This window comes from Sulfitobacter undariae, assembly GCF_014196805.1.
Lineage (GTDB): Bacteria > Pseudomonadota > Alphaproteobacteria > Rhodobacterales > Rhodobacteraceae > Sulfitobacter > Sulfitobacter undariae.
The window spans coordinates 131,680-156,168 of sequence record NZ_JACIEI010000006.1; the positions used below are offsets into that span (position 1 = coordinate 131,680).

The following is a 24,489-nucleotide window of genomic DNA, read 5'->3' on the forward strand; positions in this document are numbered from 1 at the left end:
CCTGCCTTCGGGTTGCCGCCTATCCGCATTTAGATAGGGATCAACCCGTGGCAGGTCTAGGGTGTTTGCACCCCTACTCCCAGCTTTTAGGCGCTGGCCGCGATTGGCATCTCTACCGGAGCGGGATCACGCAACACATAACCGCGTCCCCAGACAGTCTCGATGTAGTTCGAGCCTCCGGTGGCAGTGCTTAGCTTTTTGCGCAGCTTGCAGATAAATACGTCAATAATTTTCAATTCTGGCTCATCCATCCCGCCATAGAGGTGGTTCAAAAACATCTCTTTGGTCAGTGTCGTACCCTTGCGCAGGCTCAACAGCTCCAGCATCTGGTATTCCTTGCCCGTCAGATGGACTGGATTGCTTTCAACACTTACCGTTTTTGCATCCAGATTGACCGATACAAGTCCAGTATCAATGACCGATTGCGAATGCCCTTTGGAGCGGCGGATGATCGCATGAATGCGTGCTACTAATTCTTCCCGATGGAAAGGTTTGGTCAAATAGTCATCAGCGCCAAACCCAAAACCACGAATTTTACTTTCCGTGTCATCCGCCCCTGAAAGGATCAAGATCGGTGTTTCAATTCTGCTGACACGCAACTGGCGCAACACCTCGTGGCCGTTCATATCTGGCAAATCCAGATCAAGCAGAATGATATCATAATCGTATAACTTGGCCAGATCGATCCCTTCCTCACCCAGATCCGTCGCATAGACGTTAAGGTTGGCATGGGTCAGCATCAATTCGATGCTTTTGGAAGTAGTTGGGTCGTCTTCAACGAGCAGCACGCGCATTTTTTGTTCCTCCTCCGCAGAGTTTCAATAATTTCCTGCATTAACCGTGAACAAAAAAAGTTAACCACTCGTGAAGATTGTATCGGTCAATGATACCCCAACCTATGGTAGCCTATATTTTTGCAACATTGTAGCCTTCAATGCCCCTTCTCCATGGCTGGACACCGCACGTACCCATTCAATGAATTCATCTTCACTTAGACCGTAACGCGCCAGGGCTTCATCTTTGCTTAACAAGCCGTAAAGAACCCCCCGCACCACCGCCGCCTTGCGTGACGCCACCCACCTGCGCGTCGTGGCAGCAGGCAAATCTGCAAGGGTCATAATTGTTCCATCGGCCGTGTTTACCGAACGCGGGCCATCGACTTTCTTTAGATACATTACTCACCACCGTAATCGTTTCACCGTTACAAATGCAGTCAGCCCCTTAAAGACAAGTAAAGCCCCCCCTTGTGAGTAGTTCACATTTTCCTATATTCCATTAGAGTACTTCCCCGAAAGAGTAAGCCCCCATGCCCCTAGATCAACTCCCGCCACTCAACTCACTCGGCTTTGCAAAAGCGCCTGCCGATACCCGCGTGGTCGTCGCAATGTCAGGCGGGGTCGACAGCTCGGTTGTGGCCGCGATGCTGGCCGAAGAAGGATATGATGTGGTTGGCGTGACGCTCCAGCTCTACGATCACGGTGCTGCGCTGGCTAAAAAAGGCGCGTGCTGCGCGGGGATTGATATCCACGATGCGCGCCGTGTGGCCGAAGATATGGGCTTTCCTCACTACGTTCTTGATTACGAAAATGTGTTTAAAGACGCGGTGATAGACGAATTTGCTGACAGTTATCTGGGCGGTGCAACCCCCGTGCCGTGCATCCGTTGTAATGAGCGGGTCAAGTTCAAAGATCTGTTGGAAACCGCCAAAGACCTAGAAGCCGATTGCATGGCCACCGGTCACTACATCCAGCGCATGATGGGCGAAAATGGCGCCGAACTACATGCCGCCGCTGATGCCAACCGCGATCAAAGTTACTTCTTGTTCTCCACCACGCCCGACCAATTGGATTATCTGCGCTTTCCCTTGGGCCATCTGCCTTCTAAAGACGCGACACGAGCGCTGGCAGAAAAATACGGCCTGCGGGTGGCGAACAAACCTGACAGCATGGATATTTGCTTTGTCCCAGATGGCGATTATGCCTCTGTTATTCGCAAGTTACGGCCCGAAGCTGCAGCACCGGGTGACATTGTAGATACCGATGGAAACGTGTTGGCAAAACATGATGGCGTGATCAATTACACGATTGGTCAGCGCCGTGGTCTGGGAATTGGTGGCTTGGTTGATCCCTTGTATGTGGTGCGTCTGGATGCGGATCGCCGCGAGGTTGTGGTGGGCCCGAAGCACATGCTAGCCACCCGCACCGTGCCGATCAAAGAGGTGAATTGGCTGGGGGATGAACCGCTGATGTCACGCAAGGAATGGCATGTCGCAGTGCGCGTTCGCTCTACTCGCCCCCCCACAGACGCCATTTTGCGCCCTATCTCTGATACCACTGCCGAAGTCGAATTGGTCAACGCCGAAGAAGGGATCAGCCCCGGACAGGCCTGTGTCTTCTATGACCCCGATAGCAGCCGCATCTTTGGTGGCGGCTGGATTCATCGCGGTTAAAACAGGCAAATATTGATCGGATGACCTCTGTTGTCCGATCAATTCAATTTAAATACCACTCATTTTACGGTTCCGCAGTGCCGAACGGCTGGCAGTCGGTCGTAAGATTTCCCGAAATCTCAGATGAGCGCTTAGCCGATTCCATCCAAAACGGCCTGCGCGGCCCGTAATCCGGGGGCTGTGCCACCCTGCCCCAAGCGCTGCATCGTCAGGGCCAGCGCTGCATGTTGCCCATCAGGAGCAGCCATAACGTCACTGATCGACTGTGCAATCTTGTCTGGGCGACAGTCTTTGCCAATACATTCTGGCACGACACGTGTATCCGAAACCAAATTTACCAAGGTAACAGTGTCTACCAGCAACATACGCCCGATGATAAAGCGACTCAGCGGGCTCATGTCATAAGCGATCACCATTGGCGTATCCGCCGCAGCCAGCTCTAATGACACTGTGCCTGATGCCGCAAGTGCCACATCCGCCGCTGCAAACGCAGCACGTTTTTCATCCATCGCGATATTATAGTCACCCGTGCGCGGGTCCAGCACGGTTGTCTCCGGCCAATCCGCCGTCAGGGCCAGAACCGCGTCGGCCACAGGTGCGGCGGCAGGCACGATTATTTTCAATGTCGGATGCTGCGCCTTAATCTTGGCGACAGCAGCGGAAAAGGCCTCTCCCAGCCGCGCCACTTCAGAGCGACGCGAGCCAGGCAAGACCAGAAGCATCGGCGCATCCCCGATGGCATGGGTGGCCCGAAAGGCAGCGACATCCGCAGATGTTGCAACAGGCTCGGCCACAACAGGGTGACCCACGAAATCACAGCGCATGCCAGCAGCTTGCATATATGGCGGCTCAAAAGGCAGCAATGCCAAGACCTGATCGATATGACGTGCCATTTTTGCAGCACGTCCAGCACGCCATGCCCAAACCGTGGGCGCAACGTAATGAACCGTGCGGATTGTACTGCGGGCTTTGACCAATTTGGCCACGCGCAAGGAAAAGTCCGGGCTGTCGATAGTGATCAAAACATCGGGCTGCATAGACAGCACCGCATCCGCAGTCTGTGTAATACGGCGTTTCAGGTGGCGGTACTTCGGTAAAATCTCAGCCAAGCCCATCACGCTCAACTCGCTCATGTCAAAGCGGCTGACCAGCCCTTCGGCTTGCATCAACGGGCCGCCAACGCCTTCGAACACAACGTCAGGTCGCAAAACCTTGAGCCCTGCCATCAACGCCCCGCCCAGTTTATCTCCGGAGGGTTCACCAGCCAGAATAAACACACGCAAAGCGGTCACGCGCCCGTCCGCGCCCAGAAGACAAGCCCAAGCGCATCAGCACGTTCCGCGCATTTTTCAGGGTGCAGCACCAGAACATCGCCTGCATCTACCACGACGCCGCGCAAACCCGCTGCATGTGCAGCCACCATGGTTTCGGGACCAACGGTCGGCAGATCAACCTTGCGGGTTTGCTTGGCCTTAGGGCCTTTGAATAAAATACCGTCTTTGACCTTACGCAGATCACCTAGCATCGCATCCGTACCGCGCACGTCCTCCATGGCGACCACACGACCCGCTGCCACAACACAGGCCTGACCGATGTCTTTTGGTGACATCTCAAGGATGTGATTTGCAGCGACTTCAGCATCCTTGCGCATCTGCGCATCTGGCCATTCGGAACCATAGACACCGCCCTGCGCCAACAAATTTGGCGCGATTTCATGGGCGGCCAAGACTTCAAAACCCGTTTTTTCAAACAGTTCAACGATCACACGCAACGCGCCATCGTCACCCGACTGTAATGCTTCCATAAACAGGGGCACCAAGGGGGCAGTTTCGGCGTCTAGTTTGGAGGGGTCCAACGCAGGACGCTCTAACGCGCCAACAAAGCACACCTGTGTGATGCCGCGATTGCCAAGTTCAAGCAGAAGCGAACCAAGCGTTTCCAAACGGAAGGTCAGATCAGGTATGATCCCCTCAACTGACAGCCCCTCATACCCACAGATCAAAGGCGGCGTATCCACCGCCCCCGCAACCAGTGCTGGCAGATCGCCACACCCTACTATCAGCGCCAAAGTCATTTTGGCGTCAAAAAATGGCGGCCTGTATCGGCCAATACAAAATCAACGATCTCGGAGACATACTCACTCGAAGTTTCAGCGCCCAACCGCTCGGCGCGTTCATGGAAGGTGCCCTCGCCCTGAGCCAACATTTGAAAGGCAGCCCGCAGCGCAGTAATGTCACCCCGTGACACACCACGGCGTTTCAAACCCACGAGGTTAAGCCCATCCAGATGCCCACGTGGTGCTTGAACAAGCCCGTAGGGGATCACATCATTGGTCACCATTGTCACAGCGCCGATGATTGCCCCACGGCCCACACGGACCCATTGATGAATACCGGACAATCCACCAAGGATCACATCATCTTCGATCACGCAATGTCCTGCAACAGCAGCATTATTCACCACAACCACGTTATTTCCAATGATCGCATCATGCGCGATATGGCAGCCTGCCATAAACAGATTGTCATCACCGACGCGGGTCACGCCGCCCCCACCTTCGGTGCCGCAATTCATGGTCACGTGCTCACGGATACGGTTGCGTTTACCAATTTCAAGGCGGCTCGCCTCGCCTTTGAACTTCAAATCCTGCGGAATTTCGCCGATCACGGCAAAGGAAAAGATCACGGTGCCTTCGCCGACAATCGTCTGACCCGAAATCACCACATGCGACTTCAAAACGACATCTGCCCCCAGCACAACTTGGGCACCGACCACGCAAAACGGGCCAACGCTGGCGCTTGGATCAATCTGTGCGCCGTCCTCAATGACCGCGCTGGGATGGATTGCCATTATGCATCCACCTTTGGCAGATCAAGCATCGCCATAAACTCGGCTTCGGCAGCCATTTCGCCATCAACCGTCGCCACACCTGAAAATTTCCAGATTTTACCACCCGGTTTGCCGCGCAAAGTTTTCACATCCATGCGCAAGACATCACCGGGGACAACTTTGCGGCGGAATTTACAGTTATCAATCGACATGAAGTAGATGAGCATGTTGCGGTCCAGTTGATCTAGTGCAACACCGATCATAACACCCGCAGTCTGAGCCATCGCTTCGACGATCGTAACACCTGGCATGATGGGCGTGCCCGGAAAGTGCCCCTGAAAATGCGGCTCGTTCATCGTGACATTTTTATAGCCTACAGAAGACTGCGTGCCATCGATTTCTTCGACTTTGTCCACCAACAAAAATGGATAGCGGTGCGGCAGGATACGCTGGATGATTTGAATGTCAGCGCGCTTGAGGTCTTGTGTCATGGTGGTCCTTTCGGGATCTTTGGCACAACAGCTATCAATTGCTTCAATCGGGAGCAAGATGCAGGCCATGTCAGTCTTGTGGTGGGGATGCCTGAAGGGCTGGTGGCAGCTTGATATTTGTACCTTCGCCCAAATCATCATTCAGCCGCTGAATGGCGTCCTCGGTGATATCACTGCTGGCAGCGCTGGAAAATACTGTACGTCGATCCAAGACAACAGAAACGCCGATCTCTTTCATTAGGGTTTCGATCACAGGCGCCGCTGCGTTTAGAAATACGTCGCGTTCTTGTCCCAGTAATGCATTAAGCGCACGGGTTTTAGCGGCCTGTGCCTGACGTGTGGTTTGTACACGTGTATCAAACGCATCCGCTAAAGGGCGGAAATCAGTGACCGACATTGTTGCGCGCAAGTCAGTCAGCTCTTGCTCCGCATCCGCTAGATCGGCTTCAATCCTGCGGTTTTCGGCAGCCAGCTCATTCCCCGCCGCCTCAACTTCACGTGCGACACGTTTACCGAAATCACTGTTCAGAAATAATTTCTCGCGGTCAATAGTAACAACGGTAGATGCAGTGGTCCCCAATTCTTGCGCGGCAATCGGGGCTGCACCAAGCAGCCCCGCAACGACAAAAACCAGTTTGATCACCTTACGCATGGGTTAAAATTGCGTCTTAAGTGTCACTTCAAACTTCTGTTCGCGGTCATAGGTTTCTTTTTTGATCGCATCAGACAGGTTGAACTGCAAAGGCCCCATCGGGGTATCCCAATATAGACTGACACCGACAACGTGGCGGAACGATCCGCTTTCGCCGTCGACCGTCGCACCATTGAGGTTCACGTCAGATAGATCCCAAAGGTTACCAACATCATAGAACAGGCCGCCTTTGATGCCGTACTCTTCTGGCAGGCCCAGCGGGAATTCCGCCTCAAGTCGACCAACAAGATACATGTTACCACCCAGCGTGTCATTTTCGGTAGCGCCGGTATCACGAGGACCAATGCCACCTGGCTCAAAACCGCGCAACTGTGACGGTGTCAGGATAAAGCGGTCGATGGCACGATTGGCGCCACTTTGCCAAGCGATTGCGCCCCCTTCAAGGGTTGCACGTAACGTGAGTTCCTCGTTGAAGAATTTTTTCTCACCAATGACTTTAGCAACCGAACGGATGTATTTCTGATCGCCACCAACGCCAACAAAGTCCTGACTAAAGCGGAATAAAACACCTGCATTTGGGTCAAGCCCTGTGCGGCGCGTATCATAGCTGTATTCATACCCCACCGAGGAACTGAAGAGTGCGCCAGCATCGATATCAGCGGTAATAGCAGCACCCTCAAAGGCCGTACCGTCATCATTTGCATCTTGCGCAATGACTTCGTTTCTCTCGGCAGTATAGCGCAACTGCAAACGACCATTTTCACTCACTGGGAATGACAAGCTTGGCTGGAATTTCAGCGACTCACTGTCATAGGTCGAATAAGAGGAATTTGCCTCGGTATAGTCCAGTTCCAACCCGAATCCGACATCCCGCCCAAGAAAGGACGGCTCAAAAAAGCGGAATCCATAGCGACGCGCTTCGGAGGCGGTAGACACGTTCATATTGACCGTCTGGCCACGGCCCAGAAAGTTTTGCTCTGCAAAGCTGATCGCCACACCGGGGCCATCCGAACTGGAGAAAGAGGCACCGAAGTTCAAAGAGCCGGTCGGCTTTTCTACAACATCGACGTCAATCACAACTTCTTCGGGCGTCGATCCCTCACGTGCGTTAACTTCGGCGTTCTCAAAGTACCCCAAGGCGCGGATGCGCTCCGCAGCTTGACGGATTTCACGGGGGTTAAACGGGTCACCCTCAACGCTGTCAAACTGGCGACGTACAACGCGATCAAGTGTCGTTGTATTGCCCTCGATGTCGATGCGTTCGACAAAAATCCGTTGTCCGCGTGAAAGCACAAACTCGACATCCAGCGAAAGGTCACGGTCGTTACGGGTTACCCGTGGTTCGACGCGCATGAAGTCTACGCCATCCCGAAGGGCCTGACGCTCAAGCCGTGCGATGTCTGCCTCAACAAGTGAAGGAGAGTAAACGACGCCCGGCTTAACCTTAATCAAAGCCGCGTAAGCATCCCCGTCAACATTAGGCATTTCTGAGGTCACAGAAACCTGCCCGAATTTAAACTGCTGGCCTTCTTGCACGTTGAAACCAACAAAATAGCCGTCACGTTCTTCGGTCAACTGGGCATTCACCGAGTTTACGCGCATGTCGACATAACCGCGCGAAAAGTAGAAATCCCGCAAAACTTGCTTATCGAATTCGATCCGGTCTTCAACAAACGTGTCGCGGCGCACAAGGCTGCGGAAAATGCCCGCTTGCTTGGTTCCCAAAACGCGGCGCAGACGGCGGTCCGAATACTTTCGGTTCCCGACAAAGCTCAGACGTTCAATTTCGACGTTATCGCCTTCAAAAATTTCAAACACCAGATCCACACGGTTCTGGTTGCGTTTGATCACTTTAGGCTGGACCCGCGCTGCGATACGCCCATCATTGGAATAGGCCTCGGCAATGGCGTTTGCATCTTTTTCGGCTGTCGCGGGATTGAAAACACGGCGCGACATCGAGCCGATAACGGCTCCCAACGCATCGTCTTTGATCCGCTTGTTACCCTCAAAAGAAATACGGTTGATCGTCGGAAGTTCGACCACTGTAATTTTGAGCGTCCCTCCTTGAGGAGAGATTGCGACGCTTTCAAACAAGCCCGAATTATTCAGACGCTGATAGGCATCGTTCAACTGACCAGCACTGACGGCTTGGCCTCTGGCGATTCCAGCCTGTGACAGGATCGCACTGTCACCGATGCGCTGGTTTCCCTCAATATTCACTGTATTGAACTGATACTGCTGCGCGGATACCTGCGCCGCTGGTATCATCCATGCAGTTGTTACTAAAAGAGAAAATGCCAGACTAGTCATGCCAGTCTTGAAAAATTTCTTATGCTCGAACGCACCGGATGTGCGTGTCTTTGACCCCAGGTTCATGGTTGTTACCCAATTTTTATGTACACCGTTAGATACTGACTACCTGTAGGGCGCACGGTTGTCAAAACTAAGGGGCGTTTTTTCATACGAAAAAGGCCTGCGTGTTACGCAGACCTCGAAATCTATAGGTTTTGGTGCCCGAAAACTAAAGCGAACCCAAATATGCACCCAAGCAAAGCGCAAAAGCAATCGTGCAGAAATACAGAACCCGATCCCAATTGAGCTCCAGCAACACACCCAATCCACGGTAACTTTTTGCAATCATCGCCATTGATTAGGTCCTCACCAGGTTACGTTTCATTGCTTGTGAGCGTATGGCGTGAAAATAGGACAACAACGTGCCCCAAATATGTCAAAAGCAAGGCGATTGCCCTGCTTTTGTTGCTTCATATGACTGTGATGCGGGTTTAGGGACAGAAGATGTCATTAAACAATGCAAATAACATCAACCCAAGCACCATTGCGATGCCGATGCTCATCAACACCTGTAGCACTTTATCGCTTGGTGGCTTTCGCGCCACGGCTTCATAAGCGTAAAAGACCAAGTGGCCACCATCAAGTGCGGGGATCGGGAAGAGGTTCATCAGACCAACAGCCGTGCTGAGCACTGCGATGAAGTTAATAAAGCTCAGCGCGCCCTGACTGGCCATTGTTCCAGAAACTTGGGCAATTCCAACAGGGCCGGACATGTTGCACGAGCTGATCGCCCCTGTCACCATATGCCAAATCCCCGAGAAGGACCCGTTAATAATACGCCATGTTCCTGCCAAACCGCTTTGGATGGCCTCACCGAACCCTGCGGTTTCAGTAGCTCCCGTAATGGCGCTATCGCTGGAGATGCCAATGCGCAAAGCCTTGGAAAAGCCGCCATCAGCCTGCGGTTCATCAATTGATTTTGGCGTCAGCGTAAATTGCAACATCTCGCCATCACGCCAGACATCCAGCAAAAGCGGACGGCCATCGGAGCTTTCAACTGCATTTTTGAGTTGTATGAAAGCGAATGCCTTTTGCCCGTCAATGCCCGTGATGACATCCCCGCTGGCAAGCCCCGCCTCAAGTGCAGCGGTCTGTGGACCAACACGCCCGACAAGCGCGGGAAGCGGATAAGGTCCGGGCACAGTTAATGTCGTACCGTTACGCTGCACAGTATAGTTCAGAACCGGTTCCAACGGGAGGCTGTCCCAGAACGCACGGTATTCTACAGGTTGCGAGACCGACGGCATTTCACGGCCCGCGATGCCTTGTATGACATCGCCCTGCTCCAAGCCTTCGATTTGCTCTGGCAGCGGTTTAATTGCCTCCACGGTCAAGGGATCACTGACTGAACCAAGGCTGAGCGCAATGCCCGTAAACACAATGATAGACAAAGCAAAGTTGAAAACTGGTCCCGCAACAACGGTCAGCGCACGTGCCCAAAGCGGGGCGCCATGCATGGTTTCACGCAGACGTACGGGATCAGCTGCAACATCTTCCATGGCCTCTTCGTCTTTGCCAGATGCCGCATTCGCGTCGCCTGCAAATTTCACGTAACCGCCAAAAGGAAGCGCTGCGATCTGCCACTTGGTCCCGCGTTTATCAAAGCGCGAATAGATCACCGGACCAAACCCAAGCGAGAAGACATCCGCCTTGATTCCACACCAGCGGCCTACAATGTAATGACCGTATTCATGAATCGCGACAATCACCGACAATGCGATGATGAACGCTGCCATGGTCCAGACAAAACCGCCGAATTGCGGAATTAGTGTTGAGATATCCAATGCTCTACCCTGCTCTTTATTCTATTATTTAACGCGTGCGGTCTTTGATCACACCAACCGCAGCCTTTCGTGCCAAATGGTCTGTTTCAAGCACGTTATCAAGGGTCATGGTGTCATCAATATGGCCGCCTTGTGCGTCCATTTGCTCTAAAACCTGCGACACAACGTCCGACATTTGTGTAAACTTCAGATGCCCTGCAATAAAACCATCCAGCGCCGTCTCTTTCGCGGCGTTGAAAACAGCACCACTCAGCCCCCCCCGCGCCATGACTTCGCGCGCAATGCGCAGCGCGGGCCAACGGGCGTCATCAGGTGCGCGGAATTCAAAATTGCCGATGGCCGCAAGGTCCAACCGCTCGACAGGCAAATGACGACGGGTGGGATAATGCAAGGCATAGCCAATGGCGTGGCGCATATCAGGCGGCCCGACGTGGGCCATCAGCGCCCCGTCCTTAAATCCGACCAACGCGTGAATCATACTTTGCGGGTGGATCAACACCTCGATCTGGGCAGGATCAACGCCAAAGAATTCACGTGTTTCAATGATTTCCATAGCTTTATTGAACATCGATGCGGAATCAATTGTGATCCGCTGCCCCATATCCCAATTCGGATGACTGGAGGCTTGGTCCAATGTGGCATCGGACAGGTCCGCCAGCGGCCAGTCCCGAAATGCACCACCAGAAGCGGTGATGATGATGCGCTCAACCGCTGCTATATCTTCGCCCACCAGCGCCTGAAATACCGCCGAATGTTCACTATCGACGGGTAGAATTTGCGCGCCATGCGCCCTGCCCGTTTCCAGCAATAATTTACCCGCACAGACCAAGGATTCCTTGTTTGCCAGCGCCAGCGTGTTGCCCTGCGCCAATGCCGCCATGCCGGGCGCTAGTCCAGCAGCGCCAACAATAGCCGACATGATCCAATCGGCGGGACGTGTGGCGGCTTCAGTTATGGCAGTGCTTCCTGCGGCGGCAGCAATCCCGCTGCCCTGCAAGGCATCGCGCAACGCATCCAGACGGGATTCATCCGCCGTCACAGCAATTTGTGCTTTCAACGCTTTAGCATCTTCCGCCAACTGATTGATATTGCTGGCCCCTGTCAGGGCGACAACCTCATATTCATCAGGCGCACGTTTGATCAGATCAATCGTGTTTTGCCCGATCGAGCCTGTTGCCCCGAAAATGCTGACCTTACGCATGGATCAACCCAGCCCGGGGGGAAACCCGATGAACTGACCCACAATCAGCAAAAACACAGTCGCGCCCAGCATGCCGTCAAATCGGTCCATCAAACCGCCATGGCCAGGGATCAGGTTTGAGCTGTCTTTAACACCTGTTTTGCGCTTCATCGCGCTTTCTGCGATGTCGCCCATCTGGGATGCCATTGAAACGGCAACAGAAACACCGATCAACTGCATGCTCACGTCGCTATAAAGCGCAAAAAAGTAGCCGACAATCGCAGCACCGACCCAGCCTGAAGCCGTACCAGACCATGTTTTTTTCGGGCTAACGGCTGGCCAGAACTTGGGCCCACCGATCATCCGCCCTGCAAAATAGCCCACAACATCGGTCGCGATCACAACGATAACCAACCATAGCATCCAACTGACGCCCATTTCATTGCGTACTTGTGTCATGCCAAATCCTGACATCAGGATCAAAACCGTAAAACACATATAAATCGTGCGGTTGCGTTCCAAATACCCGAAACCTGCCAGTGCAGGCGCCAGTAACAAAGGCAATGCAAAGCCCACAGGCAAATAGATGGACGCAAACATGGCAAGGCCTGTTGCAGTACCCAAAAGCGTCTGTGCTTGGGCCGTGCCCGGCCGTAACATGCCGACAAGTTCCCAGACCATCAGGCCGCAAATGATCGCAACCAAAATGTGAAAGACGTGGCCGCCCATCCAGATGCCCCAAGCACCGATCAACACCATTGCCGCTGCTGATCCCAGACGGGCTGTCAGATCAGACCATTTCTCATTCGCGCTCATAGTATTCCTTTGATTGTATCAGGTCTTAACCGCGCCAAAACGCCTGTCACGCCCACCGTAAGACGCACATAGCCCTGCAAATTCTTCACGGCTGAAGTCAGGCCAGAGCGTGTCGATGAACTCATACTCTGCATAGGCCGATTGCCACAGCAAGAAATTCGAAATTCGCGCTTCTCCGCTGGTGCGGATCACTAAGTCTGGATCTGGCAAAACGTAAGTATCCAAATACTTTGGAAGCGTTTCTTCATCTATCTCATCGGGGTCAAGATGCCCCTGCGCCACGTCTTGCGCCAATCGCTTGGTCGCGCGCGCGACCTCATCGCGCCCGCCATAGTTAAGGGCAATCGTCAGATGCACACGCGTGTTATGCGAGGTCGCCTCTTCTAGATCATTCATCAGCTTGATCAGCTTGTCATCCAGACGCACACGGTCTCCGATAAAGCGCACACGCACGCCAAACTCGCTCAGGCTGCGGGTTTCTTTGCTGATATAGCGGCGAAACAGACTCATCAGTCCCGCGACTTCTACCTGCGTACGCTTCCAGTTCTCTGTCGAGAAGGCAAAAATGGTCAGGTATTCAACCCCGACTTCTGGGCAGGCTTCGACCACTTCACGTACACGTTTTGCGCCAGCATGATGCCCGAACAATCTGGGTCGACCGCGTTGGGTTGCCCAACGCCCGTTGCCATCCATGATGATCGCAACGTGTTTCGGCCCACCCGGAGTCGGTTCGGGCAACGGTTCTGCTTTGGATTTTGCTCGGAGTATCATGATGTTTTACACACGTGGTCGGACCTACTTTTGTTTCACAATACTCTTTTACAATGCTCCTGCGCCCTTTTTAGGGCACAATCAGGTTAAACCTGCATGATTTCAGCTTGTTTCGTCTCAAGCCCTTCATCAATAGCTTTGATGAACTTATTGGTCAGTTCCTGAACTTCGTCTTCCCAGATCTTTTGATCGTCTTCGGACATGCCATCGGCTTTGGCTTTTTTGATCTGATCCATACCATCACGGCGAACGTTACGGATACTCACACGGGCATTCTCGGCATAACCGCCCGCAACTTTGCTCAACTGTGCGCGGCGCTCTTCGTTTAACTCGGGAATCGGCAGCATAATGATTGTGCCGTTCAGCTGTGGGTTGATGCCCAAACCGCTTTCACGAATGGCCTTTTCGACCTTACCAACCAAAGCTTTATCCCAAACGTTCACCGTTACCATACGCGGCTCTGGCACGTTGACTGTGCCAACCTGATTGATCGGTGTCATCTGGCCATAGGCATCTACCATCACAGGTTCCAGCATAGAGGCCGACCCACGGCCTGTGCGCAGGGATGCAAATTCTGTGCGCATGGATGCAATTGCACCCTTCATGCGCCGATCAAGATCATCGGTGTCGAGCATAAAATCTTCTGACATGAAATAACGCCTCGTCTTCATTTTCTGTTTGATAAAGAGTTTAAAGCATCCGCCCCCACAAGGAAAGAAGCCTTTAAACTCGGTCGACACTCACGGAAAAACTGCTAGGCAGCTTACCCCTGAACGCGTGTATAGGTGCCTTCACCCGCTAGGATACCTTTGAAACCACCCGGCTCATCCAGTGAGAACACAATGATCGGCAGGTTGTTATCACGCGCAAGCGCAATCGCAGAAGCATCCATCACACCCAGACGTTTTGCCAGAACATCATCATAACTGACCGTGTCATAGCGTTTCGCATCGTCGTGTTTCATCGGGTCTTTGTCATAGACTCCATCAACCTTGGTGCCCTTAAAGATCGCCTCGCAAGACATCTCATTGGCGCGCAGGGTCGCGGCGGTGTCGGTGGTGAAATACGGGTTACCGGTGCCAGCAGCAAAAATACAAACGCGCTTTTTCTCAAGGTGGCGCACAGCGCGGCGGCGGATATATGGCTCTGCGACTTCGTTCATGGTGATCGCCGAGATCACACGCGTGTGGATGCCTTCGGCCTCCAAGGCACTTTGCATCGCCAGCGCGTTCATTACCGTGGCCAACATGCCCATGTAATCGGCGGTCGTCCGCTCCATCCCCTGCGCCGAACCCTGCAGACCTCGGAAAATATTACCGCCACCGATCACCATACAAATCTCGACCCCCATATCGTGAACCGATCTGACTTCTTTGGCGATCCGTTCAACTGTTGGCGGGTGCAGGCCAAATCCCTGATCGCCCATCAGCGCCTCACCTGAAATTTTCAGCATTACCCGTTTAAAAGAGGAAGCGGATGTATCGGACATGGTGAGGAAACCTTTCAAAGGATACTGAGGCCTGTTGGCAAATTTGGGCTGTGGGCTTTCGCCCCGCTGCAAAATGTCGCAAATAGACGAAAGATTCAATGCAGCATGGCAAGCAGGAGCAAAGAAATGTCGCAAAGCGCAAACGCCGCCCTGATCGCCACGATTCCTGCACAGCAACCCGTTCTGATTGCGGGGCCAACCGCATCTGGAAAATCCGCATTGGCGCTGGAAATCGCGGCCCATAGCGGCGGCGTGATCGTGAATGCGGATGCCAGTCAGGTGTATGAGTGCTGGCGCGTCATCTCTGCGCGCCCCTCGCTCGCGGAAGAATCCCAAGCACCTCACAGGCTGTATGGCCATCTGCCTCAGAACGCGCCTTATTCTACCGGACATTGGCTCCGTGAGGTTGCTCAGGTCATCTCCGAGGGCGTACGGCCCATCATTGTCGGTGGAACGGGATTGTACTTTCAGGCCCTCACCGAAGGTTTGGCTGACATACCAGCGACACCATCCGAGGTTCGTTTGCACGCAAACACATTGGCAATTGAAACACTAATCTCAGGATTGGATTCGCAGACAGCGGGCTCCATTGATCTGTCCAACCGCGCCAGAGTGCAGCGCGCATGGGAAGTCTATCAAGCGACGGGCCGTGGTTTGGCACAGTGGCAGGCAGAAACCCCCGCCCCTTTACTCCCCCTGTCGCAATGCAGCGCCATTGCGCTGGATGTCGATCGGGACTGGCTGGCCGCCCGCATTGAAAGGCGCTTTGACTTGATGCTGGAAGGCGGTGCATTGGACGAAGTCCGCGCAATCGAGCCCAACTATGATCCCATCCTTCCCGCACATAAAGCGATTGGTGTACCAGAGCTGATCGCTCACATTCGTGGAGACATCACATTGGATGACGCACGCAAATCGGCGGTGATCGCCACGCGCCAATATGCAAAACGTCAACGCACATGGATACGCAGCAAAATGGGGCAATGGCACAAGATTGCCTTGCCTCCCCTGTAAAAATGCAGCATCTACACGATCTACCTCACGTCAATAGATTGCATTTTTCAGACTTCACACAGCGAAAAATCCCTTTATCGGGGTGAGATGTAGACGTAATCCGACAAAGGACCCGTTAAAGATGAGCGAAGCCAGCCTTAAAGTCAAAACGCTGGCCCAACTTGGCACAGCCGAGCCATGGCGGCTGGGACTAGCACATGATGCCCCCTATCACATGCTGCTCTGGTTCACCCGTGGACAGGGGCGCATGATGCTGGAGGGAAGCCGTCGTGGTCTGGGACCCCATAACGCGGTGTTCATTCCGGCGGATAGTTTATTCTCGCTAGAGCCGAATGCACAAACCTTGGGACAGGCTGTCATTATCCCTGCGGGCACGCCGCTGCGCCTGCCGGATGTGCCACGCCATTTACGGATTCGTGACGCATTGGTACAAACCGAACTGTCCGGCCTCATAGAAGCCGCCAACCGTGAACAAAGCCAAGCACGGCCATTGGCCCATGATGCTCTGGAAGCGCATGTAGCTTTGATTTCCGTCTGGCTGCGTCGCCAATGCGCATTGGATGAACATGTTCCCAATCGGCGCACAGCGGGCGAACGCTTGTCCCAGCGGTTTACACAGATGATTCCGAAGAATTATGCATCGGGGGCGTCGATGGCCTTTTATGCCAAGGAATTAGGCGTAACACCAACCCATCTGACCCGCACCGTCAAAGCCGCCACCGGGAAAACAGCTGCGGATCTTGTTACAGAACGGGTAGTTCATGCTGCACGCTCGCTTTTGGAAAGCACCAGCTACCCTGCCCGCAACATCGCACAACATTTGGGGTTTGGCAGTGCCGCTTATTTCACGCGATTTATCCAGCAGCACACGGGGCAATCGCCAAGCCAACTACGCAAAGCCGCAGTTGCAAAAAATGCAGCGCCAAAGGCAACGCCTTACCGTAAATGACAGCGCATCAGGTGCTGTTTCACCAACCTGCTAACCGCACCGTAATTTTACCGGCATCCCCCCGCCACATTTTAGAACAACGGCAGGTCAATCAATGCTGCGCCGATGACACTGGGGAAATAGGCAGCCGAGAAGAAGAACGCCGACGGAAAACGCTTACGCATGAAACTGGTTGCAATCGCCATGACCGGTCCCGCGACTAAGGCCAGAAGCGTTGGGAATATGATCAGATCATTATACGCAAACTGCGGTCCCCATGGCATTGCAGTGTTTTCCAAACCTGCCGCAATGGTGCCGATGATCAGCCCCAAAACAAGGCCCAGAAATATGGGTTTGGTGTTATGGGACGCCCTCAAATGGGGTTGACCGATTGCAGGAGAACTGAACATCGAAGTCGCAGTTCCCTCGCCCGTTGCCATTTTCGTGCGGCCACCACAGCTGTGATCCCCGATACGGTTGATCCTCTTATTGAAGATATCTTGGCTCATGACGTTCCTCCGGTCCCAAAAATGGCTTGGTCCAGTTACGCCTTTTTTCTTTGGCCAAACTTAGGCGGAAATTGGCCGACCTTTGCCCCATTTGAGCAAAAATAAGTCACCCAACTGTCACGACATCCCAATTTTCATAGGAAACACAAATATGACGGTCACAATTGCGGTTCTCGCTGACGTTTGGTCACCTGAGCCAAAAACCATGGCACTGCCATAGAATCAGCTACCTGCGATAATCCGCACGTAGTTCTTTGTTTCTTTAAAAGGAGGAATGCCGCCGTATTTTTTCACTGCACCCGGGCCTGCATTATAGGCCGCTAGAGCAAGGCGCCATGTGCCGAACTCTTCATACTGCTGGCGCAGATACCGCGCCCCCCCCTCTAGATTTTGGGAGGGTACGCTGGGATCAACTTTCAACAATGCCGCAGTGCCGGGCATCAACTGCGCCAATCCGATCGCCCCTGCATGGGACACAGCCTTGTCGTTCCAACGGCTTTCTTGATGCACCAGACGCAGAAAAAGATCTTGTGGAATCCCGTGCTTATCCGCCGCCGCCCGCGCCATGGCCAGATAGGGCCCCTTATAGCGCCCCCTGTACTTCTTAACCGTATCACCACTCCCGTCGTCCCACTTGGTCGGTGTAACAACCTTGGGTGGCTGCAATCGCGCAGAGCTGTGATATTGCTTGGATGCACGTGTATCCAATATCCGCTTCTGGGTGGAAAACAGCTTGTTGCGGCTTTTGGATGAGAAGATATCAGCGGAAGCTGGACCCCCAAAAAACATAGTACCTGCAACGATTGCGGCTACTGCTATGCGCATACATTCTCCTGCCCACAAGATCGGGGATTTCCGCGGCACTATACCAAACCACATGACAGTGACCAGAGGGGGATGCGTCCGGATCAGGTCAAGCACATAATCCTGTGTCCCTGCCCCGCGTTCCCGTTATAAAGACGCCTGAAACGGTATAGCAAGATTCGGCTGATACCAAACGCAGCGAACACGAAAAGACACAGAGGGAGAGCAGCATGGCCGGCTCGGTTAACAAAGTAATTCTCATCGGCAATCTGGGGCGCGACCCTGAAGTGCGCAGCTTTCAGAATGGTGGCAAGGTGTGCAACCTGCGCATCGCCACATCCGAGAACTGGAAAGACAAAAACACAGGCGAGCGCCGTGAAAAAACGGAATGGCATTCTGTCGCCATCTTTAACGATGGTCTGGTACGTATCGCCGAGCAATACCTGAAAAAAGGCTCCAAGGTCTATATCGAAGGCCAGCTCCAAACACGCAAGTGGCAGGACCAAGCCGGTGCGGACCGCTATTCAACCGAAGTTGTTTTGCAAGGTTTCGGCGGCACGCTTACAATGCTGGATGGCCGTGACGGCGGTGGCAATGGCGGCGGTGGTGGTGGCTACGACCAAGGCGGTGGTGGGTATGACCAAGGCGGCGGCGGTTACGATCAGGGTGGCGGCTACGGCGGCCAATCCTCTGGTGGTAGCAACCAAGGCGGCGGCAACCAAGGTAGTGGCGGCTCACGCGATCTGGATGATGAAATCCCGTTCTAAAGCAGCATAGATACCAGAATACAAAAAGAGGTTGCCGTTTGGTGGCCCCTTTTTGCGTTTATCCCTGAATACCCGCGATTACGGAACTAGAGACTCGACAGGTTTCACTTTCCTTGTTATTGGAGCGGTTCCTGCAAATCCTTGCAACTTCAAACTAGAAAGGTGGTGAAAACCACATGCAGGTTAGTGTTCGTGATAACAACGTCGATCAGGCGCTTCGTGCCCTGAAGAAAAAGCTACAGCGTGAAGGCGTATTTCGTGAAATGAAGCTTAAGCAACATTTCGAGAAACCGTCCGAGAAAAAAGCGCGTAATAAAGCTGAAGCTATTCGTCGTGCCCGTAAATTGGCTCGTAAGAAGCTTGAACGCGAAGGTTGATTTAATCTCCCTTTTGCTTCTATGAGCTTGAACCCCTCGTTGCCTTTTGGCGGCGGGGGGTTTTACTTTTGGACGCAGTAGTGAGTTGATCTACGCCATCATAAACACGTCGTAACGTGTTGATTTCCCCATGATCTGATGACTACACGGGCGTACACCGCTGATGGGGTCTGCTTTGGCGGGCCACTTCAAGACGACACGTTTTTGCGCGCTCTCCAGCGCTACATTCAACAGATCAGCAGCGTCATCATCGGTGCCTACAATGTCGCGTACCTGACGCAGCTCCAGTTTGACCAAGGCAGATTTGTTGCGCGGCGGATGCATCGGGTCAATCAGGATCGCCTCACAGGTCAACTGTGGCAACAGGTCTTTCGCATCTCCTTGCAGTAAGGTCATCCGCCCGATGATCTCGCGCAGTTCTTCATCCTCAGACGCCGCTGCTCGGTCCATCCCATCGCGTAATAGCGCATGCATTTTTGCTGATCGCTCAATCAGAGTGACCTGCGCGCCCAAGGAAGCCAGTAAAAAGGAATCGCGGCCCAAGCCAGCAGTGGCGTCCACAATGACAGGGGTTTTCCCCGCCCTCAGCCCCATAGCTTTGGCCAAATCCTGCCCGCGCCCGCCGCCAAAGCGCCGCCGGTGCCTTACAGCGCCCTCGACAAAATCAACCCTGAGTTCTGTGTCACCACGCGCCATAGTCTGTTCTTTTATTGCTATTCAGAGGCCAAATAGACTTAGCACCGTGCCAGCGCATCCGACAATACCGCCAAGACATCTGCTTGCATCACATCCCCTGTAACGAAGGAATCGCCAATGTCACGCGCGAGGATAAAGCGTAATTGCCCCTCGACCACTTTTTTATCTTGCCCCATCAGTGCCAACAGCGTCGCTGCATCGGGCAAATCGCCCTCAATATCCGACAGATCAACTTTCATACCCATGTCACGCAAATGGGCACGCACACGGCTGGGGGCTTCTTGGGCGCAAAGCCCCATACGCGCCGACAGTTCAAACGCCAGCGCACAGCCAATTGCCACACCTTCGCCGTGCAAAAGACGGCTGGAATAGCCTGTCGCGGCTTCCAACGCGTGACCGAAAGTATGGCCAAGGTTCAGCAAGGCACGCTCACCCTGCTCTGTTTCATCACGCACAACGATATCGGCCTTCATCTGAACAGAACGGCGCACCGCTTCTACCCGTGCGGGGCCATCGCCTTCGGCCAATGCTGGACCTTGGGCCTCCAGCCAATCAAAGAACGCTGCATCCCCCAGCAGGCCGTATTTCACAACCTCGCCGTAGCCCGCCAGAAAATCGCGGGGTGTTAGCGTGCCTAAAACCGCCGTATCGGCCAGAACCAACGAGGGTTGGTGAAACGCGCCGACAAGGTTTTTACCGTGGCGGGTGTTAATTCCCGTTTTCCCCCCAACCGAACTGTCGACTTGCGCCAGCAACGAAGTAGGGATTTGCACAAAACGCACGCCGCGCCGCAAAACAGATGCGGCAAAACCCACCAGATCGCCGATCACACCGCCGCCAAAGGCCACAACAACATCGCCGCGCTCGACCTTTTGATCGAGCAACCACTCAACACAGCGGGTCAATTCGGCCCAGCATTTTGTGGCCTCGCCCGGGGGCAACAGCAGTGATTCCATTGTGATACCGTCAGCGGCCAAGCCAGCGCGCAAAGTCTCTAGGTGGAGGGCAGCCACATTCTCATCGCTGATCACCACAACACGTGGACGCTTTAACAAAGGGGCAACAAACTGCCCTGCTTGCGCCAATAATCCAGGTCCTATCTCAACATCATAGGCACGTCCCGGCAGGGCCACATGAACGCGTTCACTCATCAATCTGTTCCATCACATCTGGCCGCGTCAGCAGCGTCTCAATCACCCGCTCAGCCATGGCATCAATCGAAACATTATGCCCACAAGGGACACGCAGCTCGGCTTTTTGATAAATTGGCGTCCGCACCGCATAAATTTCTGCCAAAGTAGCACGCGGATTTGCAGTGCGAAGCAAGGGGCGCGTATCTTTGTGGCGGACACGGTTCCACAACAGGTCCAAAGGCGCATCCAGCCAAAGGGCCACCCCTTTTTCCGAGATGCTTTCACGGTTGACCTGCGCCAGATATGCGCCGCCTCCGGTCGAGAGGATACCGCTGTGCTGTTCCAGCAACCGACGAATCACTTCGGTCTCGCGCTTTCGAAAGAACACCTCGCCGTCGCGCTGAAAAATTTCAGGCACCGAGAGATTCGCGGCTGCTTCGATTTCAGCGTCACTGTCCAAAAATGGCACATTTAGTCTAAGCGACACGGCCCGGCCTACTGCCGTTTTGCCAGATCCCATCATACCTACAAAAGCCACCGTCTTTTTCAGACGAAAGCTGCGGGCGGGTCGGCGGATGTCAGCCGTGGATGTATCATTTTCTCGCATTTGTACCTGAATGACGTGATCTTGCTGGAAAGGCCATATATAGTTTAGAAAAATATTGGCAGATCGGGCACCACACTATGTTAGGCAAATTATTCAAACTTCTGTTTATCCTCGCGATTTTCGGTTTCATCGGACTTGTTGGTTTTGCTTATGTCGGCCCTGAGCTGGGTATAGATTTTGCACCTGAACCCTCAGAAATCCGCATGCCTGTTACTCTGGAAGGACAATAGAGCATGCGGGCTAGCGGATGGCATGTTTTCGGCAAGGCGGCTCTGTTTGCCTTGTTCCCCCTTGCCGTCACAGCGCAGAGCCCGACCACGGCGCCGCTGTCGGTGATTGACTGGTTAGACAACCCTGCCCCCGCAGCCCAACTGCCCCGCGCGCCCAGACCTATTGCCACAAAGCCCGCGCCTTTGGACGAACCCCCGGTCACCAGCAGCGGAACAGCACCGCAGATCATCACCCGCCCGCTAAAGGCAGGTGCGCCCCGCAATGTCGGGTTGGTCCCCGTTGCCATCACCGGCATCCAACCAGATCTATGGCTGGGCAGTGATATCGCCAAGGTTGCCCCCCAGATTGATAGCCTCCCCCAGTTTGACTTGCCCGCAGCAAATGCGCTTTTGTATACATTGTTGCTGGCTGAATCTGCGGCACCTTCAGGGGGCATCCAGATGCTGGATATGCTCACCCGAGCCCGCGTTGCCAAGTTGATGGAATTGGGCGCGGTTGAGCCCGCTTTGGCGCTGGTGGAACAAGCAGGTGCATCGACCTCCCCCGCTTTATTCGATTTATGGGCAGAGCTTAGCTTGCTTGTCGGGACCGAAGATGATGCTTGCGCCGCGCTCTTGCGCATGCCGCGCTTGACCCAAGACACAGGGCTACAAGTTTTTTGCTCTGCACGTGCAGGCGATTGGGATAATGCCGCACTGACCTTCGGATCGGCAAAAGCACTTTCTTTGCTACCGCGCCAAAAGCTAGACGTTCTGGACCGCTTCCTGAACCCCGATCTGTTTGAAAACGCCCCTCCTTTACCCACCCCGCGCCAAATTGACCCGCTCACATTCAGACTGTTTGAAGCCATAGGCGAGGCGTTACCAACAGGGCCGTTACCGCGCACCTATGCCGTAGCCGACCTGCGTGACCTTGTGGGATGGAAATCTCAACTGGAAGCGGCAGAGCGGTTGACCCGTGCGGGCGCTTTGCCTGGCAACCGCCTGCTTGGGCTTTACACCAACCGCAAACCCGCAGCCTCAGGCAGTATCTGGGACCGTGTCAAAGCTGTTCAACGCCTCGACACGGCACTCTCTTCGGGCAGCGCGGAGGCGGTGGCCAAAACCCTGCCCAACGCTTGGCGGGAGCTGCAAGGCAATATGCTTGAAGTAAGTATGGCTGCGCTGTTCCATGACCGCCTGAGCCAAATCCAACTTACCGGCAACCCTGCAAATATTCAGGCGCAATTGGGTTTGTTGTCACCAGAATATGAGATCGTGGCGGCAAACTTGGCAAAAACGGTGTCACTGGGCAATAATACCGCCTTAATCCTCGGCGTTGCTCAGGATGCGATTGATCCGGAGACCTTTGGGCAGCCTCCGTCTGCGGCCCTGCCTCGCGCCATCTATGATGCCTTCACATCACCGCGCCCACGGGCCGAGTGGATGGAGATGGCGCAATCAAACCGCCTTGGCGAGGCATTACTTGCGACACTCGAGGCCATGCACGAAGGTGCCAATGGCGACTCGCTGAGTCTGCGTGACGCGCTGGGTACATTGCGGGCTCTGGGTCTGGAAGACACCGCACGCCGTGCCGCATTGCAAATCCTTATTCTGGATCGCAACCAGTGAGCACACGCGCCCCTTCGTCCTGGATATCAATGTTTCTTGAGGCGCAGGCCGCCGAACTGGGAGCCGCAACAAATACGCTGCTGGCCTATGGGCGTGACCTCAAGGATTTTGACGAATGGCTTGCGCGGCAAAGCCGGACCTTTGACGAAGTCCAACGTGCAGATGTAGAGGCTTATCTGATTTTTTGCGATGCGCAGGGTTTGGCCAAGTCCACCCGTGCTCGGCGCCTTTCTGCGGTGAAACAACTCTATCGTTTTGCATTTGAAGAAGGGCTGCGCACAGACAATCCTGCCATCCAGATCAGTGGCCCCGGTCATACCAAAGGCCTGCCCAAAATCCTGTCTATTGAAGAAGTTGACCGCCTGTTATCCGCATCGCGCAGCGCTGGCCGCACTGAAACCGATCGACAGCGCAACACCTGTTTAATGGAGTTGCTCTATGCAACGGGCATGCGGGTGAGCGAACTTGTCGGCCTGCCCGTCAGTGCAACCCGTGGCGATCCGCGCCTGCTGTTGATTATGGGTAAAGGCGGCAAAGAACGTATGGTGCCGCTTTCTCCTGATGCGCGTAGTGCGCTTGCCCTATGGATCACCCTGCGTGATGCATCCGAAGCGGCCCGCGCGGCCAAGAAACTACCCGCTTCGAAATTCCTGTTTCCCTCCCGCAGCAAAGAAGGGCATTTGACCCGTCACCGTTTTTATCTGCTGATCAAGGAAATATCTGTCGCCGCGGGTGTCGATCCGAGCAAAGTAACCCCGCACACCCTACGCCACGCCTTTGCCACACATCTGTTAGCAGGCGGTGCCGATCTGCGGGCCATTCAGACGATGCTGGGCCATGCCGATATCGCGACAACCGAAATCTATACCCACGTCCTAGAGGCGCGTTTGTCGGAACTGGTGCTTGACCATCACCCACTGTCAGAAACAGCCAAGCGGAAACCGTCAAACGGCGCATAGTCCCGACACCTCGTAATATCTGTACCCTGCCCGCCAGAATC

28 protein-coding genes are annotated in these 24,489 nt (G+C 54.1%); 8 read left to right on the forward strand and 20 right to left on the reverse strand.

All coding sequences use genetic code 11. The features are described 5' to 3' along the window. Positions 1–86 precede the first annotated feature (86 nt). Positions 87–794, reverse strand: a complete 708-nt coding sequence (gene ctrA, locus GGR95_RS10795) for a response regulator transcription factor CtrA (RefSeq protein ID WP_184565678.1) — start codon at positions 792–794, stop codon at positions 87–89. A gap of 102 nt (positions 795–896) precedes the next feature. Further along, positions 897–1,175: a CtrA inhibitor SciP gene (gene sciP / locus GGR95_RS10800; RefSeq protein WP_184565680.1), complete on the reverse strand. Its 279-nt coding sequence runs from the start codon at positions 1,173–1,175 to the stop codon at positions 897–899. A gap of 131 nt (positions 1,176–1,306) precedes the next feature. Between sciP and mnmA the strand changes: the two genes are divergently transcribed. Beyond that, positions 1,307–2,449, forward strand: coding sequence for a tRNA 2-thiouridine(34) synthase MnmA (mnmA, locus tag GGR95_RS10805; RefSeq protein WP_184565682.1), 1,143 nt, complete (start codon positions 1,307–1,309; stop codon positions 2,447–2,449). Positions 2,450–2,580: 131 nt separating this feature from the next. Here mnmA and lpxB read toward each other — a convergent pair whose 3' ends face one another. The 13 genes from lpxB to pyrH form a co-directional block, all read right to left on the reverse strand. After that, the gene (lpxB, locus tag GGR95_RS10810) at positions 2,581–3,732 is read right to left on the reverse strand and encodes a lipid-A-disaccharide synthase (protein ID WP_184565774.1); all 1,152 of its coding nucleotides are present in this window, start codon (positions 3,730–3,732) and stop codon (positions 2,581–2,583) included. A 5-nt stretch (positions 3,733–3,737) separates the two neighbouring features. Then, positions 3,738–4,523, reverse strand: coding sequence for an LpxI family protein (locus tag GGR95_RS10815; RefSeq protein WP_184565684.1), 786 nt, complete (start codon positions 4,521–4,523; stop codon positions 3,738–3,740). Then, positions 4,520–5,302 carry an acyl-ACP--UDP-N-acetylglucosamine O-acyltransferase gene (gene lpxA / locus GGR95_RS10820; protein ID WP_184565776.1) on the reverse strand — a complete coding sequence of 261 codons (783 nt, stop codon included), beginning with the start codon at positions 5,300–5,302 and terminating at the stop codon, positions 4,520–4,522. The genes GGR95_RS10815 and lpxA overlap by 4 nt, the downstream gene beginning before the upstream one ends. Then, complete coding sequence (gene fabZ / locus GGR95_RS10825; RefSeq protein ID WP_184565686.1) at positions 5,299–5,769, reverse strand: 3-hydroxyacyl-ACP dehydratase FabZ; 471 nt, start codon at positions 5,767–5,769, stop codon at positions 5,299–5,301. The genes lpxA and fabZ overlap by 4 nt, the downstream gene beginning before the upstream one ends. A gap of 70 nt (positions 5,770–5,839) precedes the next feature. Beyond that, the gene (locus GGR95_RS10830; RefSeq protein WP_221384843.1) at positions 5,840–6,421 is read right to left on the reverse strand and encodes an OmpH/Skp family outer membrane protein; all 582 of its coding nucleotides are present in this window, start codon (positions 6,419–6,421) and stop codon (positions 5,840–5,842) included. Between the two features lie 3 nt (positions 6,422–6,424). Then, the gene (gene bamA, locus GGR95_RS10835; protein WP_246423353.1) at positions 6,425–8,731 is read right to left on the reverse strand and encodes an outer membrane protein assembly factor BamA; all 2,307 of its coding nucleotides are present in this window, start codon (positions 8,729–8,731) and stop codon (positions 6,425–6,427) included. A 211-nt stretch (positions 8,732–8,942) separates the two neighbouring features. After that, positions 8,943–9,068 (reverse strand): hypothetical protein, encoded by a 126-nt coding sequence (locus GGR95_RS19030; RefSeq protein WP_281395945.1) that lies wholly within the window; start codon positions 9,066–9,068, stop codon positions 8,943–8,945. A gap of 136 nt (positions 9,069–9,204) precedes the next feature. Next, positions 9,205–10,557, reverse strand: coding sequence for an RIP metalloprotease RseP (rseP, locus tag GGR95_RS10840; RefSeq protein ID WP_184565688.1), 1,353 nt, complete (start codon positions 10,555–10,557; stop codon positions 9,205–9,207). 28 nt (positions 10,558–10,585) lie between these two features. Further along, positions 10,586–11,758 (reverse strand): 1-deoxy-D-xylulose-5-phosphate reductoisomerase, encoded by a 1,173-nt coding sequence (dxr, locus tag GGR95_RS10845; RefSeq protein ID WP_184565690.1) that lies wholly within the window; start codon positions 11,756–11,758, stop codon positions 10,586–10,588. Positions 11,759–11,761: 3 nt separating this feature from the next. Continuing rightward, positions 11,762–12,553 (reverse strand): phosphatidate cytidylyltransferase, encoded by a 792-nt coding sequence (locus tag GGR95_RS10850; RefSeq protein WP_184565692.1) that lies wholly within the window; start codon positions 12,551–12,553, stop codon positions 11,762–11,764. A gap of 18 nt (positions 12,554–12,571) precedes the next feature. Next, complete coding sequence (gene uppS / locus GGR95_RS10855) at positions 12,572–13,324, reverse strand: polyprenyl diphosphate synthase (RefSeq protein ID WP_184565694.1); 753 nt, start codon at positions 13,322–13,324, stop codon at positions 12,572–12,574. 86 nt (positions 13,325–13,410) lie between these two features. After that, positions 13,411–13,974 (reverse strand): ribosome recycling factor, encoded by a 564-nt coding sequence (frr, locus tag GGR95_RS10860; RefSeq protein ID WP_184565696.1) that lies wholly within the window; start codon positions 13,972–13,974, stop codon positions 13,411–13,413. 113 nt (positions 13,975–14,087) lie between these two features. Further along, positions 14,088–14,813 (reverse strand): UMP kinase, encoded by a 726-nt coding sequence (gene pyrH, locus GGR95_RS10865; protein WP_184565698.1) that lies wholly within the window; start codon positions 14,811–14,813, stop codon positions 14,088–14,090. A gap of 126 nt (positions 14,814–14,939) precedes the next feature. On the opposite strand from pyrH, the gene miaA reads away from it, so the two are divergent. Then, positions 14,940–15,827, forward strand: coding sequence for a tRNA (adenosine(37)-N6)-dimethylallyltransferase MiaA (gene miaA, locus GGR95_RS10870; protein WP_184565700.1), 888 nt, complete (start codon positions 14,940–14,942; stop codon positions 15,825–15,827). Between the two features lie 121 nt (positions 15,828–15,948). Beyond that, positions 15,949–16,776: a helix-turn-helix domain-containing protein gene (locus tag GGR95_RS10875; RefSeq protein ID WP_184565702.1), complete on the forward strand. Its 828-nt coding sequence runs from the start codon at positions 15,949–15,951 to the stop codon at positions 16,774–16,776. 71 nt (positions 16,777–16,847) lie between these two features. Here the strand turns inward: GGR95_RS10875 and GGR95_RS10880 are convergent, their stop codons facing one another. Next, a complete protein-coding gene (locus GGR95_RS10880) occupies positions 16,848–17,264 on the reverse strand; it encodes a hypothetical protein (RefSeq protein WP_184565704.1) in 417 nt (138 codons plus the stop codon). A 222-nt stretch (positions 17,265–17,486) separates the two neighbouring features. Then, a complete protein-coding gene (locus GGR95_RS10885) occupies positions 17,487–18,089 on the reverse strand; it encodes a lytic transglycosylase domain-containing protein (protein WP_184565706.1) in 603 nt (200 codons plus the stop codon). 209 nt (positions 18,090–18,298) lie between these two features. On the opposite strand from GGR95_RS10885, the gene ssb reads away from it, so the two are divergent. Then, a complete protein-coding gene (gene ssb, locus GGR95_RS10890; protein WP_184565707.1) occupies positions 18,299–18,835 on the forward strand; it encodes a single-stranded DNA-binding protein in 537 nt (178 codons plus the stop codon). Positions 18,836–19,011: 176 nt separating this feature from the next. Beyond that, positions 19,012–19,212, forward strand: a complete 201-nt coding sequence (gene rpsU, locus GGR95_RS10895; RefSeq protein WP_083101223.1) for a 30S ribosomal protein S21 — start codon at positions 19,012–19,014, stop codon at positions 19,210–19,212. Positions 19,213–19,302: 90 nt separating this feature from the next. On the opposite strand, the gene GGR95_RS10900 is transcribed toward rpsU, so the two are convergent. The 3 genes from GGR95_RS10900 to GGR95_RS10910 are packed head-to-tail and all read right to left on the reverse strand — an operon-like array spanning position 19,303 to position 21,648. Next, positions 19,303–19,908, reverse strand: a complete 606-nt coding sequence (locus tag GGR95_RS10900) for a class I SAM-dependent methyltransferase (protein WP_184565709.1) — start codon at positions 19,906–19,908, stop codon at positions 19,303–19,305. A 38-nt stretch (positions 19,909–19,946) separates the two neighbouring features. Then, entirely contained in the window at positions 19,947–21,059 is a 1,113-nt protein-coding gene (aroB, locus tag GGR95_RS10905) for a 3-dehydroquinate synthase (RefSeq protein ID WP_184565712.1), read from the reverse strand. After that, on the reverse strand, positions 21,052–21,648 hold the full coding sequence (locus tag GGR95_RS10910) for a shikimate kinase (protein WP_184565714.1): 597 nt from the start codon (positions 21,646–21,648) through the stop codon (positions 21,052–21,054). The genes aroB and GGR95_RS10910 overlap by 8 nt, the downstream gene beginning before the upstream one ends. 77 nt (positions 21,649–21,725) lie before the next feature. Between GGR95_RS10910 and GGR95_RS10915 the strand changes: the two genes are divergently transcribed. Genes GGR95_RS10915 through GGR95_RS10925 form a run of 3 tightly spaced genes read left to right on the forward strand, consistent with a single transcriptional unit; the run spans position 21,726 to position 24,448 of the window. Further along, positions 21,726–21,878, forward strand: a complete 153-nt coding sequence (locus GGR95_RS10915; RefSeq protein ID WP_184565716.1) for a hypothetical protein — start codon at positions 21,726–21,728, stop codon at positions 21,876–21,878. Positions 21,879–21,881: 3 nt separating this feature from the next. Next, entirely contained in the window at positions 21,882–23,489 is a 1,608-nt protein-coding gene (locus GGR95_RS10920) for a hypothetical protein (RefSeq protein WP_184565717.1), read from the forward strand. A 29-nt stretch (positions 23,490–23,518) separates the two neighbouring features. Then, positions 23,519–24,448 carry a site-specific tyrosine recombinase XerD gene (locus GGR95_RS10925; protein ID WP_184565782.1) on the forward strand — a complete coding sequence of 310 codons (930 nt, stop codon included), beginning with the start codon at positions 23,519–23,521 and terminating at the stop codon, positions 24,446–24,448. Positions 24,449–24,489 lie beyond the last annotated feature (41 nt).

Bases quoted from the DNA above. Each gene is read 5' to 3' on its own strand.
- ctrA (WP_184565678.1), bottom strand. From the start codon at position 794: ATGCGCGTGCTGCTCGTTGAAGACGACCCAACTACTTCCAAAAGCATC.
- sciP (WP_184565680.1), bottom strand. From the start codon at position 1,175: ATGTATCTAAAGAAAGTCGATGGCCCGCGTTCGGTAAACACGGCCGAT.
- mnmA (WP_184565682.1), top strand. From the start codon at position 1,307: ATGCCCCTAGATCAACTCCCGCCACTCAACTCACTCGGCTTTGCAAAA.
- GGR95_RS10815 (WP_184565684.1), bottom strand. From the start codon at position 4,523: ATGACTTTGGCGCTGATAGTAGGGTGTGGCGATCTGCCAGCACTGGTT.
- fabZ (WP_184565686.1), bottom strand. From the start codon at position 5,769: ATGACACAAGACCTCAAGCGCGCTGACATTCAAATCATCCAGCGTATC.
- GGR95_RS10830 (WP_221384843.1), bottom strand. From the start codon at position 6,421: ATGCGTAAGGTGATCAAACTGGTTTTTGTCGTTGCGGGGCTGCTTGGT.
- bamA (WP_246423353.1), bottom strand. From the start codon at position 8,731: ATGACTAGTCTGGCATTTTCTCTTTTAGTAACAACTGCATGGATGATA.
- GGR95_RS19030 (WP_281395945.1), bottom strand. From the start codon at position 9,068: ATGGCGATGATTGCAAAAAGTTACCGTGGATTGGGTGTGTTGCTGGAG.
- dxr (WP_184565690.1), bottom strand. From the start codon at position 11,758: ATGCGTAAGGTCAGCATTTTCGGGGCAACAGGCTCGATCGGGCAAAAC.
- GGR95_RS10850 (WP_184565692.1), bottom strand. From the start codon at position 12,553: ATGAGCGCGAATGAGAAATGGTCTGATCTGACAGCCCGTCTGGGATCA.
- uppS (WP_184565694.1), bottom strand. From the start codon at position 13,324: ATGATACTCCGAGCAAAATCCAAAGCAGAACCGTTGCCCGAACCGACT.
- frr (WP_184565696.1), bottom strand. From the start codon at position 13,974: ATGTCAGAAGATTTTATGCTCGACACCGATGATCTTGATCGGCGCATG.
- pyrH (WP_184565698.1), bottom strand. From the start codon at position 14,813: ATGTCCGATACATCCGCTTCCTCTTTTAAACGGGTAATGCTGAAAATT.
- miaA (WP_184565700.1), top strand. From the start codon at position 14,940: ATGTCGCAAAGCGCAAACGCCGCCCTGATCGCCACGATTCCTGCACAG.
- GGR95_RS10875 (WP_184565702.1), top strand. From the start codon at position 15,949: ATGAGCGAAGCCAGCCTTAAAGTCAAAACGCTGGCCCAACTTGGCACA.
- GGR95_RS10880 (WP_184565704.1), bottom strand. From the start codon at position 17,264: ATGAGCCAAGATATCTTCAATAAGAGGATCAACCGTATCGGGGATCAC.
- GGR95_RS10885 (WP_184565706.1), bottom strand. From the start codon at position 18,089: ATGCGCATAGCAGTAGCCGCAATCGTTGCAGGTACTATGTTTTTTGGG.
- ssb (WP_184565707.1), top strand. From the start codon at position 18,299: ATGGCCGGCTCGGTTAACAAAGTAATTCTCATCGGCAATCTGGGGCGC.
- rpsU (WP_083101223.1), top strand. From the start codon at position 19,012: ATGCAGGTTAGTGTTCGTGATAACAACGTCGATCAGGCGCTTCGTGCC.
- GGR95_RS10900 (WP_184565709.1), bottom strand. From the start codon at position 19,908: ATGGCGCGTGGTGACACAGAACTCAGGGTTGATTTTGTCGAGGGCGCT.
- aroB (WP_184565712.1), bottom strand. From the start codon at position 21,059: ATGAGTGAACGCGTTCATGTGGCCCTGCCGGGACGTGCCTATGATGTT.
- GGR95_RS10910 (WP_184565714.1), bottom strand. From the start codon at position 21,648: ATGCGAGAAAATGATACATCCACGGCTGACATCCGCCGACCCGCCCGC.
- GGR95_RS10915 (WP_184565716.1), top strand. From the start codon at position 21,726: ATGTTAGGCAAATTATTCAAACTTCTGTTTATCCTCGCGATTTTCGGT.
- GGR95_RS10920 (WP_184565717.1), top strand. From the start codon at position 21,882: ATGCGGGCTAGCGGATGGCATGTTTTCGGCAAGGCGGCTCTGTTTGCC.
- GGR95_RS10925 (WP_184565782.1), top strand. From the start codon at position 23,519: ATGTTTCTTGAGGCGCAGGCCGCCGAACTGGGAGCCGCAACAAATACG.